14 protein-coding genes and 1 pseudogene are annotated in these 15,136 nt (G+C 66.8%); 7 read left to right on the top strand and 8 right to left on the bottom strand.

Annotation, left to right across the window (positions count from 1 at the left end; all coding sequences use genetic code 11):
* Positions 1-75: 75 nt before the first annotated feature.
* Positions 76-840 (top strand): FadR/GntR family transcriptional regulator, encoded by a 765-nt coding sequence (locus tag IU459_RS33045; RefSeq protein ID WP_228838852.1) that lies wholly within the window; start codon positions 76-78, stop codon positions 838-840.
* Positions 824-1,567: a PDC sensor domain-containing protein gene (locus IU459_RS33050; protein ID WP_195133524.1), complete on the top strand. Its 744-nt coding sequence runs from the start codon at positions 824-826 to the stop codon at positions 1,565-1,567. Before IU459_RS33045 ends, IU459_RS33050 begins: the two co-directional genes overlap by 17 nt.
* Before the next feature lie 355 nt (positions 1,568-1,922).
* On the opposite strand, the gene IU459_RS33055 is transcribed toward IU459_RS33050, so the two are convergent.
* The 3 genes from IU459_RS33055 to IU459_RS33065 form a co-directional block, all read right to left on the bottom strand.
* Positions 1,923-2,879 carry an alpha/beta fold hydrolase gene (locus IU459_RS33055; RefSeq protein WP_195133525.1) on the bottom strand — a complete coding sequence of 319 codons (957 nt, stop codon included), beginning with the start codon at positions 2,877-2,879 and terminating at the stop codon, positions 1,923-1,925.
* Between the two features lie 275 nt (positions 2,880-3,154).
* Positions 3,155-4,408: an oxygenase MpaB family protein gene (locus IU459_RS33060; RefSeq protein WP_195133526.1), complete on the bottom strand. Its 1,254-nt coding sequence runs from the start codon at positions 4,406-4,408 to the stop codon at positions 3,155-3,157.
* A gap of 431 nt (positions 4,409-4,839) precedes the next feature.
* Positions 4,840-6,705, bottom strand: coding sequence for a hypothetical protein (locus IU459_RS33065; RefSeq protein ID WP_195133527.1), 1,866 nt, complete (start codon positions 6,703-6,705; stop codon positions 4,840-4,842).
* A 193-nt stretch (positions 6,706-6,898) separates the two neighbouring features.
* Here IU459_RS33065 and IU459_RS38900 point away from each other — a divergent pair, with 193 nt between their 5' ends.
* Positions 6,899-7,420 carry a hypothetical protein gene (locus IU459_RS38900; RefSeq protein ID WP_228838854.1) on the top strand — a complete coding sequence of 174 codons (522 nt, stop codon included), beginning with the start codon at positions 6,899-6,901 and terminating at the stop codon, positions 7,418-7,420.
* On the opposite strand, the gene IU459_RS33080 is transcribed toward IU459_RS38900, so the two are convergent.
* Positions 7,417-7,824: a RidA family protein gene (locus IU459_RS33080; protein WP_195133528.1), complete on the bottom strand. Its 408-nt coding sequence runs from the start codon at positions 7,822-7,824 to the stop codon at positions 7,417-7,419. The two genes, IU459_RS38900 and IU459_RS33080, sit on opposite strands and share 4 nt — an antisense overlap.
* Positions 7,825-7,901: 77 nt before the next feature.
* Here IU459_RS33080 and IU459_RS33085 point away from each other — a divergent pair, with 77 nt between their 5' ends.
* Positions 7,902-8,516, top strand: a complete 615-nt coding sequence (locus tag IU459_RS33085; protein ID WP_195133529.1) for a TetR/AcrR family transcriptional regulator — start codon at positions 7,902-7,904, stop codon at positions 8,514-8,516.
* On the opposite strand, the gene IU459_RS33090 is transcribed toward IU459_RS33085, so the two are convergent.
* Together IU459_RS33090 and IU459_RS33095 are read right to left on the bottom strand one after the other, a co-directional pair.
* Complete coding sequence (locus tag IU459_RS33090) at positions 8,511-9,233, bottom strand: hypothetical protein (protein ID WP_195133530.1); 723 nt, start codon at positions 9,231-9,233, stop codon at positions 8,511-8,513. The genes IU459_RS33085 and IU459_RS33090 overlap by 6 nt on opposite strands.
* An 81-nt stretch (positions 9,234-9,314) precedes the next feature.
* On the bottom strand, positions 9,315-10,220 hold the full coding sequence (locus IU459_RS33095) for an AMP-binding protein (RefSeq protein ID WP_195133531.1): 906 nt from the start codon (positions 10,218-10,220) through the stop codon (positions 9,315-9,317).
* A 169-nt stretch (positions 10,221-10,389) separates the two neighbouring features.
* On the opposite strand from IU459_RS33095, the gene IU459_RS33100 reads away from it, so the two are divergent.
* Entirely contained in the window at positions 10,390-11,676 is a 1,287-nt protein-coding gene (locus IU459_RS33100) for a PucR family transcriptional regulator (RefSeq protein ID WP_324199120.1), read from the top strand.
* Between the two features lie 137 nt (positions 11,677-11,813).
* On the opposite strand, the gene IU459_RS33105 is transcribed toward IU459_RS33100, so the two are convergent.
* Positions 11,814-12,632 (bottom strand): class I SAM-dependent methyltransferase, encoded by an 819-nt coding sequence (locus tag IU459_RS33105; protein WP_195133532.1) that lies wholly within the window; start codon positions 12,630-12,632, stop codon positions 11,814-11,816.
* Positions 12,633-12,952: 320 nt separating this feature from the next.
* Positions 12,953-14,455 (bottom strand): carboxylesterase/lipase family protein, encoded by a 1,503-nt coding sequence (locus IU459_RS33110; RefSeq protein WP_324199121.1) that lies wholly within the window; start codon positions 14,453-14,455, stop codon positions 12,953-12,955.
* A 355-nt stretch (positions 14,456-14,810) separates the two neighbouring features.
* Here IU459_RS33110 and IU459_RS39865 point away from each other — a divergent pair.
* Positions 14,811-14,918 (top strand): annotated as a pseudogene (locus tag IU459_RS39865) (hypothetical protein); the annotation flags it as partial.
* Positions 14,892-15,080 carry an LGFP repeat-containing protein gene (locus IU459_RS33115; protein ID WP_324199124.1) on the top strand — a complete coding sequence of 63 codons (189 nt, stop codon included), beginning with the start codon at positions 14,892-14,894 and terminating at the stop codon, positions 15,078-15,080. The pseudogene IU459_RS39865 and the gene IU459_RS33115, both read left to right, overlap by 27 nt.
* Positions 15,081-15,136: the final 56 nt, after the last annotated feature.

Consider the following 15,136-nt stretch of genomic DNA (forward strand, 5'->3'; position numbering starts at 1 on the left):
ACATCTAACGTTAAAGTTCATAATTCAATTTTCAGCGGCTAGAATGGTGTTATCCCCGCCACCCGAGGAGTCGCGTTGTCCAACCAGGAGAGCGCCGGATTGAGCGCACTCGGCGCCGTGCTGTCACCGATCGAGGGTGGCGGTCCGAAGACCGAGGCCGTGGTGCAGCGGCTGTCCGCCGCGATCAGCCTCGGCGTCATGGCGGATGGCCAGCAGTTGCCGAGTGAGACCGATCTCGCCAACCAGTTGGGTGTGTCGACGATGACCCTGCGGGAGGCACTGGCCGCGCTCCGGCAGCAGGGCATCGTCTACACCAAGCGCGGCCGCGGTGGCGGCAGCTTCATCCGCGGCTCGGCGGAGGTCCTCGAGAACACCTCGCTGGTGCGGTTGCAGCAGATGAGTATCCAGCAGCTGCGCGATCTGGGGGACGAGCACTTCGCCGTCACCGGAGCGGCTGCCGTGTTCGCCGCGCGCCGCGGTCTGCGGGCCGATATAGCCCGGCTCCGCGCGCTTGCCGAGCGGCTGCAGGGCAGCACCGAGCTCGTCGCGGCACGCCGGGCCGACAGCCGGTTTCATATCGAGATGGCGGTGTGCGCGCAGTCCACCCGGCTGACCCGCGCCCAGGTCGGTCTGCAGGCGGAGCTTTCCGCCTTGCTCTGGCTGCCGCGGCTGAAACTGGATCCGTCGGTAGAGGCGACCGCGCTTCGTGACCTGGTGGACGCGATCGAACGAGAAGACGATGCCCGAGCGAGAGAGCTGGCAGAATCACATACCGAATCACGGATCCGCCGCCTCGTCGCCCTACGCTTGGAGCTCAGTGATGATGAGGGACACCGATAACTTTCCGGCCTCGGTGACCGTCGAGTCGCTCGCTCATGCCGTCACGAAACTGGCCGACGAGGTCTATCTGTCGCTGGCAACCATCGGGACCGCGCTGGCAACCCTCTGGGAGGGCCTGATCGAGAAGCCGCGGTCCGCTCCACAGTCGACCGACCTCGCACCGCTGCGCGACACCATCGTCGACGAACTCGAGCGGCGCGGGAGGCTCTTCGACGGCGCCGGCGCGGTGATGGCCGAGGGCATTCTCGCGGATCGCCCCCTGTATCTGGAGTGGTGGCGTCTGGACGCAGAACGCGGACCGCAACGCCTGACGCTGGAACTGAATCCACACAGCGAATACTTCTACGACTACACCAAAATGGACTGGTTCGCGATCCCCCGTGACGAACATCGGCGATGGGTGTACGGGCCGACCCTCGATTACGCGTGCAGCGATCAGTACGTGTGCACATTCGCTATACCGGTCACGACCACCGCGGGAACCTTCCTCGGAATCGCCGGTGCCGACGTGCCGGTTGCCGCGATCGAGGAGGTGCTGCTTCCGCGATTCAAGGCATCCGGTCAGCGGGTAGTGCTGGTCAACGGCGAGGGCCGCGTCATCATGGGGACCGATCCCGAATTCACCCCCGGGTCCAAGACGAGCCGGATGGACCGATCTGTCGCGGCGGTACCGATCGAGGGGGTGCCCTGGTGGTTGTACCCGCTGGGATCGAGGGCACCCCACTGAAGTGGCCGGGTTCCTCGGCCGGATACCTCACCGCCGAGCGGCTGACACGGCCGTGGGCCTCGTGCTGGGCAGCAGAATCATTGCATGCGGCGGAGCATGCGGATGACCGCGCTGTCCACTCGAACCGCCTTGGCGAGCAAAGGTTCCCGAACGCTGACGCGTCGCCTGACGCCGCCTTTGGCCAGATAGTCGCGTCCGTGCCGGAGTCGCCTGACGCCGCCCTCGTATGGTCGACTGCGCCGTAATCGCACTCAGGCACCGCTGCCGCTCGCATACACATCACCTGGCTGCCCGGCCCGGCGCGGGCCAAACAACGACGGCAGGCTCGTCGAGCCGCCGGTCCGGTGCGCGCCGGCTACGCGACGAGTTCGAGGTGGGCGCCCTCGACCTTGCCGGTACCGCCCGCGCGCGTCAACAGGCGCGCAACCGCCTCGGCCACCTGCCTCGGCTGCTCGAGAATCACCGAGTGACCGGCGCCCTCGACCAGCACCAGGTCCGAATACTCGACGGCGGCGGCCATCGCGACGGAATGCGACGGCGGCGTCATCAGGTCGGCCGAGCCGCAGAGCACCAAGGTCGGGATCTTCGAAAGAACGGCAAGCGCGTCGGTTCGGTCGTAGACCATGAATTCGCTCAAGAAGCTCGCCATCGTCACGATCGGCGTCTGGTTGCGCATGGCGTTGGCGAGGGTGAGCACGCGAGGGTTGACCGCGCGATCGCCGAATTCGGCGGTACGGACGAGCGGGGCGAGGAACTTGCAGGCCATCAGCTTCGCGCGGTGCATCGCGCCCGGAGCACGTCGTACGGCGGCCTGGAATGCGGAAACCGCCGGGTTGCGCAGGAGGCGGCCGAAACCGGCGTCGGCGAGCCCGCTAGCAGCAGTCGCGATGAGCGCGACGCCGACGATGCGAGTGCCGATCTCGTGCGGGTACCGGCTGGCGTAGGTCAGCGCGGTCATGCCGCCCATCGAGTGGCCGACGAGGACGACCGGCCCGTCGGGAGCGACAGCGTCGAGCACGTCCCGCAGATCGTGGCCGAGCTGCTCGAGGTTGTAGGTCCGCCCGGACGCCACGGCGGAGTCGCCGTGGCCGCGGTGGTCGTAGGACACGATCCGGGCGCCGGTGTATCGGCGCAGCAGTGCGTGGCGGACGTAGGCCCAGGACTCGGTGCGCAGGCAATGTCCGTGCAGGAGCACGACCGTGAGGTCCGCGTCTCGCGGGCCGTATTCGCGAACTGCCAGTGCCACACCGTCTTCGGTGGAGACCGTGGCACGACGCTCCGCCGTGGTGGCGATTGTGCTGGAGATCGACATGGGAGCCTCCGGTCTGCTGGCGGTGACAGGTTCAACTGTCCGCCAGACGCGCCGCCGGTATCAGGCCCCCGAGAGATGGGGTCCGTCCCCCAAGGGGGAACAGATCACCACCTAGGGTGCACTGCCGCCCGTCCGCTGTGCCGAATGCCGCGCGACCGGCGAAAGCTCGGCTCGTGACCGCCGCTGATTTCGATCCGTGTCGCGCCGCCGACCCGGCAATTGCCGAGGCGTCGGCGCGACCCTTCGGGAGTCGTCACCGAGGCCGGAACCCAAGATCAGCGCGGCGGTCGGTTCATGTCCCGGTTCATCTGCGGGATTTCGATGCTGATCGGCATCCGTAGTTCGGCGAGGTAGATCAGCGCTGCTTGGCGGAGGAATTCGTCGAAGAGCCAGTAGGCATCCGGCGCGAGCGGGACAACGGGGAGCAGGCCTTCGCGGACGGCGATGAAGGGTCCCCAACTCACCCGCAGCAGCGGGTCCCAGACCGGTTCCCTGGGGATGGCCAGGCCATCGGCGATCTTGTCGCCGAGCAGGAAGCGGGTGAACGCGCCGAGGACCGGCTTGCTGAGTACGGCGAGATCGAGGTTGGCGCCGAGGCGGAGGAGCCGGTCGGCCAGCTTGGCGCCCTCTGGAGTCGGAGCCAGTACCGGGTCCAGGACCTGCCGGGCCTGGTCATCGGCCTCGTCCCATGAGGCCGGAATGTACTCGTCGCGGATGCCGAGCATGTGCGCGCAGAGCTGCCAGGAGTGCAGGAAAGCCTCGGACTCGGCGGCGGGAATCGGCACCTTCCACGCGGTCAGATGCTTCATGACGGTCGTGGGCAGGCTGTGCCAGGTGACCATCATGTCGTTCTGGCTGATCGGAATGTCCTCCTCAGCGGAGTGCACCCAGTACGGGGACTGCGGCAGCAGGTGACGCACCGCGGCATGCACCAGCCGGGTCTTGACGCAGGTTACGACCATCTCGCCATCGGGGGCATAGGCATTCGCGGTCCCGATGTCGTAGCCGAGTTTCGCGGTCTTGGAGATGCGGTCCTTCAGATCGTGGCCACCCTTGGAGTAGTAGACCGCGCGCGCCTCCTTGGGAATGACCGTGCTCATCATGCCGCTGGCCAGCCCGTACAACACACCGAGGTAGAGTCCTCGCTTCTTGTTGAACTGCACCGCGGTGGCCAGCTTGCCGTGGTCGGCCCACGGCGGCAGCCGACGGGCGTACTCCATGAAGTCACGCAAGTCCGGCGGCAGACCCGCGGGCAAGGGCTGACCATTCCTGGTCCAGGTCCGCAACAGCTCATTGACTTTCGGCACGTCTCCCCGGTCGAGCAGTGCGGCGACCAGCTCGTCGGCCTCGGGGTCCCACACTCCCATCGGATCGGCCCCGGACCCACTGCCTGCCACCGAACCCTGCGGCGACCAGGTCCACGGCTCCGCCCGCACCGGGCTCACCATGGCGTCGAGCCCGAGCACCACCGTGACGATGCAATAAGAGCCAGCAGTGCTCGTTCGCGCCTTCAGTTTAAGAATATTCATTAACTTAGCAAGCTCTGCGCCGTGTTGTACGAGCTTTGCGCGATTTACTCCCACCGAGGGCCGACTGAGCAAAATCGGCCACAACAACGTCGATCAACGTCCTTGAACAGCATGATCACCGGAATCGCATCGGGATGGCTCAACGAGAAGATGCCGAAAACCGACCGGACAGCAGGAGAACTCCACCCTGCAACGGCGCGGCAGAACAGAGGATAACGACTAGTCACTTACAGACTTGGGTGGCTGCCTCGATGGTTGGTCCGCGCCGTGTTCGGACGGCGAACCCGCAGTCCGCTCGCCACCCTCCGCACGGCGGTCCCGCAGGGCCACGAACACTACGACCGCGACCACGAGCAACGCTGGCAGGAAAGCGGGTATCGCCAGCAGGATCGAATGATCGGCCAACAGGTCTGCACCGTCGTAGCCCTGGATCATCGCGAAACCGCCGATTCCTCCGGCGCCACCCCCGGGCTCACGTGCGGATACCGGTCGTTGATCCGCGCCGCACCCCAGGACAGTGCTCCGACGAGGACCAGGCTGCACACCAGCACGACCAGCGATGCCGCACCGAACAACCAGGACGGGTAGTCGAACGATCGCTCCCGCTGCAGCAGGGTGATCTCGGCGATGAACGGCCGGGTGAAGGAAGCGAGCGCGGGGACCTCCTCGGCGCCTATACCCGGGTCGGCGGCCAGGAAAATCGGCGCCGCGGTCAGAACGCGACCATCCTGCATTCGCAGGACCGTCTTCCATGTGCCGTGTGCCGGAACCGGTTTGGTCGACACATAGTGGCCGGGGCCCACCCGCTGGAGTTGGTCGACCACCAGACCGCGGCCGGGACTGTCGCCGCCGATCCCGCCCTGCCAGGACAGGATCTGGACCCATTCGGGATCGGAGCCGACGAGACCGGCAGGAGTGACACGGATGTTGCCGAGCACCATCCTCCCGCCTGTCTCCGATTCGGCGTCGCGCAGTGCCACCGTGGCGTCGGCCTGTTCCGGAACCTCGATGAACAGCCCGTTGGCGGTCGCCGCGGCCGCGGTCACGACCGCGGCGATCATCAGGCCGCGTCGCACCGGTGGGCGTGGCAGCGCATCGCCTCGCAGCACCAGGCCCAGAAGCGCGCCGACGACACCGCCCGCGATGCCGGTGGGCACCGCCATCGCAAGAAGTTCCGGCCACATCGCATTCGGCCACGAGTCGACGAACATCGCACGGACCCAAAGGGATTCCAGCCACAGCCCCGCCGTCGCGATCCCGAGTCCGCAGAGCGCACCCCACCAGATCGGCCGCCGGGCGAGCGGCAGCAGCGCCAGTAGTTCCACCACGACGGCTGCGCCGAGATACAGCGGGAAGACGTTGCGGGGCGCGTCGATGACCGGCCCGCCGACCAGCACGGCCACCACGGCGCGGACGAAGGCGGCGAACAGCACCACAACCAGCGTGCCGCCCCGCCCCAGGGTCGCGCGGGCGGCGACGAGGGTGACGGTGGCCGCGGCCACGATGAGCATCGGCTGCAGCACGAGCCGGAACTGCGGCACGCCGAAATCGAATTCGACCTGGAACACCGACAGGCCGATGAGCAGGCCGCCGAAGGCGCAGGACCGCAGCAGCCACATCAGCCGCCCGTCGGTGCGGCCGGGATCGGGCCGGTTGCGCCTGCCCTCGAACTCCAGCAGCAGCACACCGACCAGCGATAATCCGGCGCCGCCGATGAGCATCAGATGCGTCGGTCCCCACAGCGTGACGTCCTGTCCGAACAGCCGATGCCAGACGTCGTCGAGCGGGAACGCGATCAACGCGTAGAGGCCGGCACCGGCGATCAGGATGCCGCCGACCGGCGCATACCAGGTGCGGGTGACGCGCACCGCCGCAGCGCCGGGCTTCTCGTCCAGCGGGAGGACGATCGCCGACATCCCGGCGGTGAACAGGAAGAACAATCCCGCCAGGATGAAGTAGTGCGCCGGATTCGCCAGCGGCCCCGCATCGCGACCGTTGCCGACGTGCAAGCTGACATCCCAGATGAAGCCCAACAGCGCGGTCAGGATCGTCGCGAGGAACATCACCAGCGGCAGCGCGACCCAACCCGGCCGGTTGCACAGTCGCCCGAGCCCGTCGGCGAGCCGCTGCAGCCAGGTGATGCGGCGGGTCCGGTGCAGATACCCGACCCACAGCAGCAGGAGCGCGACGACGGCTGCGGCGCCGGTCATGACCGCGACCTGGTCCAGGGCCGCTCCACCACCCTCGGCACCCGGAGCGGCGGACCACACGATCTCTTCTTGCGCGATGTCGGGCATGAGCGCCTCCAGCACAGGAAGCATGTATATGTGACTTACAGTATCACGAAATTTCCCGCCGCTGAAGAAGGTCGACGCGAGCGATCAGGAATCGAGAAGCGCTGGTCACCCAGCCGTAGCTAACGTCTTCACCACCGAGGTCCGCCCGGCAGATCGCCGGGACGTGGGCTGCTCGCCGTCGGAGGAGGACGCGATGAACTGGAACAAGCGGGTTCGGCAGACGCACCGGTGGCTGGCCATCGTCTTCACGGTGACCGTCATCGGCACCGTCGTGGCTTTGGCGCTGCAGGGTCCGGTCTGGGTGTCCTACCTACCGCTGCCTCCGCTCGCCTTGCTCCTCTTTTCCGGTCTCTCGATTTTCGCGGTGTCGTACGCCACCGCGCGGCGCACCCGCCCAGCCGCGGACATTCCGCCCCGGCAGGCGCGTGAGACCGGAGAGCGTTCGTCCGCACAGTGGGTCCGGCAGCTGCACCGTTGGTCGGCCATCGCCTTCGTTTCGACCGTGCTCGCCGCTTTCGTCGCCTTGGCAGAGCAGGAGCCGGTGGTCTGGGTGTCCTACCTACCGCTGCTCCCGCTGGCTCTGCTCCTGTTCTCCGGTCTGTACATGTTCGTACTGCCGTATGCCACCAAGCGGCGCAGCGCCCGTCGGGTGCTCGCAGCTCCGACCGACCCACGGTCCGGGCAGCCGAACGAACGTTCGTCGACGACGCGCTAGTCCAGTACCGCGGTCGCCTCGACTTCCACCATGATGTCCGGCTCGCCAAGGGCCGACACGCCGAGCAGCGTGATCGGCTTGACCGGATCGATGCCGAGCTTTTCGGCGGCGCGCCCGACCCCTTCGCCGAGCAGCGGCATCTTGTCCGGCGTCCAGTCGACGACGTAGATGGTCAGCTTGGCGATGTCGTCCCAGGAGCCACCGACCTCGGCCATGACCGCGGCCACATTGAGATACGCCTGCTCGACTTGAGCGGCGAAGTCGCCCTCGCCGACCTTCTCGCCGTTTGCGTCGCGGGCCACCTGGCCCGCCAAAAACACCAGCTTCGATCCCTCGGCGATCGAGAGTTGGCGGTACACCTCTGGTTTCGGCAATGCCTCGGGATTGACCAGTTTCACGGCCATGGTCCACTCCTTCGTTCGTCTCGGTCCGCGGTGCGGCACCCGGAGCAAACCATAACAATGCTATGTTATTTTGCGCCATGGCACGCAGCAAGAATCCCCGCATCCGGTCGATGCTGATCGAACGAGCCGCGCACATGCTCCGGATGCGCCGGCCGGTGACATTGCGCGCCTTGGTCGCGGGCACCGAAGTGTCGACCATGGCCGTCTACACGTACTTCGACGGCATGGACGGGCTGTGGAAAGCCTTGCGGCAGGAGGGTTTCACCCGCTTGGCCGCGAAACTCGCCAGGATCGCGACGACTTCCGACCCGGTCCGGGACCAAGTCGCGCTCGGTGCCGCGTACCTGCGCAACGCGCTGGAGAACCCGGATCTCTATCGCGTCATGTTCGACGCGAGCTTCGAACTCGAGGACGCCGCGGCCGCCGACGAGACGCTGCACCGCTTGGTGGACGCGGTGCAGCGAGCGAAAACCGACGGCCGCTTCCGGGCCGACGTCGACCCGCTGGAGCTCGCGACACAGGCATGGGCCATCGGCCACGGCCTCGCCACCCTGGTCACCTCGGGACCGCTGCCGCGCGAGACCCTCGCCTACGGCGTCCCGATGCTCACCGCACTCTTCGTCGCCGCGGGCGACGATCCCGAGCGATGCAGACGCTCGGTCGAATCCGGCTGGGACGTTCTCCCGTCATGAGCCGGGGCGGGCCGCCTGATGGCGTTCCGCATCGTACAGCTCGAAAAATGTCTCGCCCACGGCGAACATTCCGCGTTGCGGCAGCCAGAAATCGCCCAATCGCACCTGTTCGGCCAGCGGCCCGGGAGGGCCGATATCGATTCCATCGATCCGCGCCCGACTGTTCTCGACGATCCACATCATCCGCGGATTGGCCCGGAACCACTGACCGTTCGGGGAGGTACCGCTGAGCCGCACCCGTCCGACGCCCAACACCGGACCCGCGACCCGCGACATGAGCGACAAGACCGCAGGGCGTCGCCATAACCCGTCGGGTAGAACGCGACCGAGACCCGTCATCGCCACCGTAGCCGCCGACCGTCCCAGTTCCACATCCCACACGAGCTTGTCCCGCACCTCCACCGTGAAGGCGAACGGACCCGTCCACGTCACCGAGATGCGTTCAGTCCGTACGTCTTTCACCGCCGAGCCGTAATAGCGGGCGCAGCTGGCCTCCGGGGAGACACTGCTGTAGATCACCCATGCACCGGCCGGGTCCCGATGCCACACCGCGTCGTACCCTTCCCCGAGCGAGCTGGCCGGGAAATGCCGAAGCGCCAAGTAATGGCCGCTGGCGAATGGCATCCCCATTACCCCGTAGCCGGAGAAGCGCTCTTGCCCCTCGCCCGACGGGAGCGCCCTATCGATTTCGGCGATCGATCGTGGATTGTCGGCCATCACCAGCCTCCTCGAGGAGTGGACGGGTACCGACTATTTTACGGCCGATTCCACGGCCCCAACCGGCCGGAACGCCGTCGTCTAATTCGTCGCCGGTACGCGGATTTCGTGCGCTCGCGCGATAACCGTGCTCAACCCGTACCCATTGATGAGCGGTATTCCACAGCGGTGTTCGAACTCGGTTCTGAGTTCGATTCCCGCGTGTTCCATGCAGCAGATTGCGAACCGCACCGACTCGTTGTTCGTTCGCAGGTGGCCGGGCAGGTCGGACAGCGCTGCGAAATTTCCAGGGACCGCGGAGAGGTAGGTGGGGCGGCTGTGTTCGATCCGGTCCGCGAATCCCTCCGGGCCCAGCGGGCCCGCCATGGTGGCGCGCCCCCCAGCGACCAACGGTGACAAAGCGCCGACCATGATCCCGCTCACCTGCCACATGGGCAGGGTCGACAGGCTGTGGTCGGCATCGCTCAGCGCGAATACCCTGATCACCAACTGGCACATTGCCTCGAGATTCCTGTGGTCGAGCATCGCTTGGTTCCCGCTGTCCACGTAGGTGATGAGCGCCGGTCCCCCGTCGCCAGGCCACGCCGCATCGGTGGGATCCGGTTGCGCCGCGGCGAAGTCGCGGGCGGGCATGACGACCCGGACCGGCGAGGAGATGTCCGGAGGACACGCAGCGACGATGAGAACCTTGGAGCCCGCGTCAGCTATCTGGTAGCCGGCCTCTGCGTCGCTCAGGGACGGGTCGATCAGGGTCGCCGTGGCACCCAGGCGCCACGTGGCGAACAACGACACCACGAGGTCGACGGTGGCGGGCAGCATGACCGCGACGACGTCGCCGTTCGTGATGCCCGCCGCGCGCAGACAGGCCGCGGCGCGCTGCACGGTCGCCAGCAATTCGCGGTTGTTCAGTTCGTTGCAGTCGTCGGCAAGGGCTGCTGCTTGTGGCGCGGCCTGGGCACGACGATCCAGGAGGGTCGAAAGTGTCATGCGATGTCCTCAGCACCCGGGTACAGGGATCATTGAAAACTGTAGAAATCGCGCGGCGGATCGGCACCGTCGTGTACCGACTGAATTCGGCGCAGGTCTTGTCCCCGGAAGACAGTATCGGCTGCTCGATTCACCGCAGCGGTCACGGCGATGTAACTATCATCAGGTTGTGACGACTTTTCGTCGCGACGGTGATATCGAGGTGGACCGCTGTGTCGCGAGAATCGCCGCCCGCATGAACGAGCGGGTGACGGACATCAGCGCGAGTATCCACCGTGGACTGGAGGAGGAAGTCCCCGAGCTGCGTGCGGATGTCCACTCCGCCGAATTGCTCGGGTCCAGCGTGCAGGGCAATCTCGACACCCTGCTGCACGCGCTGAGGCACGATATTCCGGCGACGCGAATCCACCTGCCTTCGGTGGCGATCGAGTACACCCGACGCTTGGCCCAGCACGGCGTCCCGCTCAATGCCCTGATTCGGGGATATTACCTCGGCCAGCGGGCGGTCACCGAACTGGTTTTCGCCGAACTGCAAGCCCCGGATATCACGCCGGTCGAACAGTTTCTCGTCGGAAAGGCGATCACCACCCGGCTGTTCCAGTATCTCGACCACGTCACCCAGCAAGTCGTCGCCATCTACGACGCGGAGCGCGAGCAGTGGTTGGAAACCCGCAACAGTGTCCGCGCTCTCCGTGTGCGCGAGCTGCTGGCGGGCAAAAAGATCGTCGATATCGACGGCGCCGCCGGACAGATCCACTATCCGCTGCAATGGCACCATTTGGCGCTTATCGTCTGGTATCCCGATACCGGGGCCCACGGTGACGAACTGGCCGAGCTGCGACGATTCGTCCGTAAGTCGGCGGAAGCGGCCGGAACCGCCGCGGCCCCACTCTTCCTCGCGGCCGATCGGATGAGCGGCTGGGCGTGGCTGCCGTATCGGTCAGCGCAAGCGGGCGCCGTCGCCAGGGTGCGTGAATTCGCGGCCGGACAAGCCGATGCACCATCGGTAGCGATCGGCACGATGGCCGCCGGAATTTCGGGTTTCCGGCGGTCGCATCGCCTTGCCCAGGACGCGCGTTCGGTCGCTCTGGCGCGAGGAGACGCCGAACCGCGAATCATCGCGGCCGAAGATCCCGGGCTGTCGGTAGCGGCCCTGCTCGGTGACAGGATCACGGAGGCCTGGGAATGGGTCAGCGAGGTACTCGGCGATCTGGCCGCCGACAATGACAACGACGCACGGCTACGCGAGACACTGCGGGTATTCCTGCGCACCGGATCGAGCTACAAAGCGGCCGCCGCGGAACTCGACCTGCACTCCAACTCGGTGAAGTACCGGGTCGCACGAGCAGTGTCGCGGCGCGGCAGACCGATCGCGGAAGACAGGCTCGACGTCGAACTCGCTCTATTGCTCTGCCACTGGTTCGGACCACCGATCCCGCACCCGGCCAGGGCGTGACTCGGCCGCGCTTTCCTCGAGGCCGACCGCCGTACCTCGGCGAGGTGTCGCGGCGGTTGCCCGCCATCCAGGAAGGCGAGCCGACATACCCCACGGGCAGCTTCAACCACGGTGCCCACTCGAGGCCCTACAGCAGTTCAGCCCGATCGGCGTGCGGTGACCAAGAGGTACTCCCACTCCATCTGCCCATTGCCCAGGTCGTGTCGGGAACCGAGATCCGCGAGTGCGCGGTCCAACTGCGCGACCCGGTCGGGCTCGGCGGCAATGGCCTTGTACACCGCGACCGTGGGTCCGTAGTGGGCCTTGAAGAAGTCGCGGAACTCCGCGCCGTCGCGGAAGCGATCGATGACGGCCTTTTCGCGCCGCAGCTCCAAGTCGGCGACGCGATCGCCCAGTAGCGACCGGACATGCGTCTCGTCGCCCCACTGCGGAGGCGGCAGCGCACCGGGCGGGGGCGGCGGAGCGAACGGCTTCATCGTGGCGAACATCTGCCCGATGAATCCGGTGGGTGTCCAGTTGATCAGCCCGATCGTGCCGCCCGGCTTGATGACGCGCACCAGTTCGTCCGCGGCCGCCTGGTGGAACGGCGCGAACATGACGCCAACGCATGAGATGACGACGTCGAACTCGGCATCGGCGTAGGGCAACGCCTCCGCGTCGGCTTCCTGCCACCGCAGGTCGACGCCCCGCGCGGCGGCGATCCGCCGACCTGCCTCGAACAGCTCCGGCGTCAGATCGCTCGCCACGACGTTTGCACCGGTCTCCGCGGCCGGGATCGCCGCGTTCCCGGATCCGGCCGCGATGTCCAGCACACGTTGCCCCGGACCGATGCCGCAGGCCTCGACAAGACGGCGGCCGAGTCCAGGGATGACTTCGGCGGCGACAGCCGAGTAGTCGCCCAATGCCCACATTGCGCGCTGCCGCTTCTTGAGATCAGTAGGGCCGGATTCGGTCATCTGATGCTTCCTCCGCAGTCGGGCCTGAACGCTGCCGAAGATGTCTGTTGAGCTGTCGCTCCTTGCTGACTGTTGACACATCGGCTACGGCGGTCCGCCGGGACCGAGAGCGGGTTGCCGCAGTCCGAGCCGAGCATGGGTCCTGCCGAGCAGGTGTTTACCCGGCAAAGGTCCCGACAAACGGTGACCGCCCACGCGACGGCCCGACTCCTGCCCATTTCCTCCCGCGCGCCGAACCCGGGCCGCCGAACCGATCAGCATGAGCTGGGTACCGCACCGGCTACCTGGATTGCTTCACTCATGCCGTGATACGACACCCGTCACTGGATACGGGGCAGGTCCAGGGTGTCGAACCGGTGCCTGGACCAGATGTGCCGAGAGCGTTCCTCGGGGTAGGACTGGGTGATCGGCTCGGCGGTGTATACACGGGTGGATCGTGTGTCCGGATCGTAGGCCGCCCAGCCGGGGTTACCCGTGGTCGCGAAGTTCAGCCAGTCGGTGCGCATGTGGTGGGCAACGCGGACGGCCTCGTCCGCCGCGTTCGGAACGGCGGACCGATGGCTGCGCACATCGTCGATGCTGAGCGTGCCGAACACCAGCAGGTTGTCGAGACTGTGCGAGGCGCCCTGCTCCCGGTTGTAGGCCCAGCACAGTTCGTAGGCCCAGGCATGCCCGCCGCCGGCGTGTTGCGCGTCGGCCAGATGCAGGCTGGGCATCCGGAACAGCCAGTCGGAGTTGACGAGTTCATCCAGTTCTCCGGGGCTCGCCTCGGGGTAGGCGTCGCGGTAGCCGCCGCTGCCGCCGGCGAAGGGCGCGAGACGCTCGAGCGTGGCGGTCACCTGCTCATCGGTCACCTCGCTGCCGGGCCGGGCAGTGAACAGACTGTATTCGTCACGGGTGTGCCCCACGAGCAGGTCGATGCCCCGCGCGGCACCCCCGGCGAGCGCACGCCACGGCGCGTGCGGGAGGACGTCACCATCGACGACGGGTGAGAACGGTGTAGGGGTCAGCGCGGTAGGACCCCATGATTCGACGAGTTCCGGCATCTTCTGGATGATCGAGCCGGTCGCGCCGGTCAGCGCGCGCGGAAGGATACCGGCCAGCTCACCCACGGTGGCTTGCACGCCGAGTTCCGCGGCGATGGTCGCGGAGATGGCGGCGGCGAGTCTCGGGGAGAAGTAGGTGCCCGGGACGCTCTGCGCTATCGCACGACGAAACAGCCCCGCGGCCATCGGCATGGTGAGCAGCGCCGCAACGCAACCCGCGCCAGCGGACTGGCCGAATACGGTGACGTTGCCCGGATCGCCGCCGAACGCGGCGATATTGTCCTGTACCCACCGCAACGCCGCGACCTGATCGAGAATGCCGCGATTGTCCGGAGCCCCGGTGATGTGGGCGAAGCCTTCCACACCGACGCGATAATTCATGCTGACCATCACCACACCGGCCCGCGCAAGAGTCGCACCGTCGTGGTGCGGGTTACTGGAGGTGCCCTCCAGGTACTTGCCCCCGTGGATCCACACCATCACCGGCAGCCCGGCGGCGCCCAGGTCAGCTGACCAGACGTTGAGGGTCAACCAGTCGCCGGAATCACCGGTGCCGCCGGACACCGACGACATCGCGCAGCCTGCTCGGGGAACTGACGGACCGAACTCCAGCGCATCGCGGACGCCGACCCACGGCCGCGCCGGAACGGGGGCCGCAAACCGTCGTGGCCCGACCGGCGGCTGGGCATAGGGGATGCCCCGGAAGACCGCGACGGCGTCCTCCCACGTGCCACGTACAACTCCGGCGGCCGTGCGGACTTCAGGTTCGGAATTCACTCGGAGGTGCTCACTTTCGTTCGCTGGGGTCATCCGCTGAGTGGGTCGTCGATCTCGTCGGCGAACGCCTGCCCCCTCACCCGCGCCGGCGGTCACGAACGCCGCCTCGAAGCCCCGACAGTCTGCACCATATGCCTGGATTTATTGGCTCTCAATAGAATTCGGCATCGACCACCCTTACCACTCAGTGCGCCGGCTGAAGCCGATCGCCGCGAGGCGCTTGGCATCCGCCGTCGAAGAAGTCGAACAGTCCTGATGCCGGGTCCGTCGCGGTGGTCGTGTTCGCCGCAACGACAACAATTCGGGAGCAGGCGGCTGTTGGCCACCCGAACTCAGGGAGTCGTCCAGTAGCAGAGAATGGGGTGAGGTGCAGGGCTTCCAGAGCGGAGCGCTCTACCGGCGCACCGATCGGCCTGCCTACCGGGTGCACGGCGAAATCCGGGAGCGCTGGAACCGGAGCGGATTCGAGACGGGGCCGCTCGGCTGGCCGACATCTGACGAAATCCCCTTCGACAGCGGCACCTACCAGGAGTTCGAGGAAGGCCGAATCTACTGGACCCCGAAACAGACGGTGGCGCTCCGGACGGCAGACGGGCGTGATGAGCCCTTACACGACACTCACTGATACCAGGACCGATAGCGCACATTTTCGGCCCGCCATTCGCTGAGCTATCGAACACG

Origin of the sequence: Nocardia amamiensis (assembly GCF_015477605.1) — a bacterium.
Taxonomy (GTDB): domain Bacteria; phylum Actinomycetota; class Actinomycetes; order Mycobacteriales; family Mycobacteriaceae; genus Nocardia; species Nocardia amamiensis_A.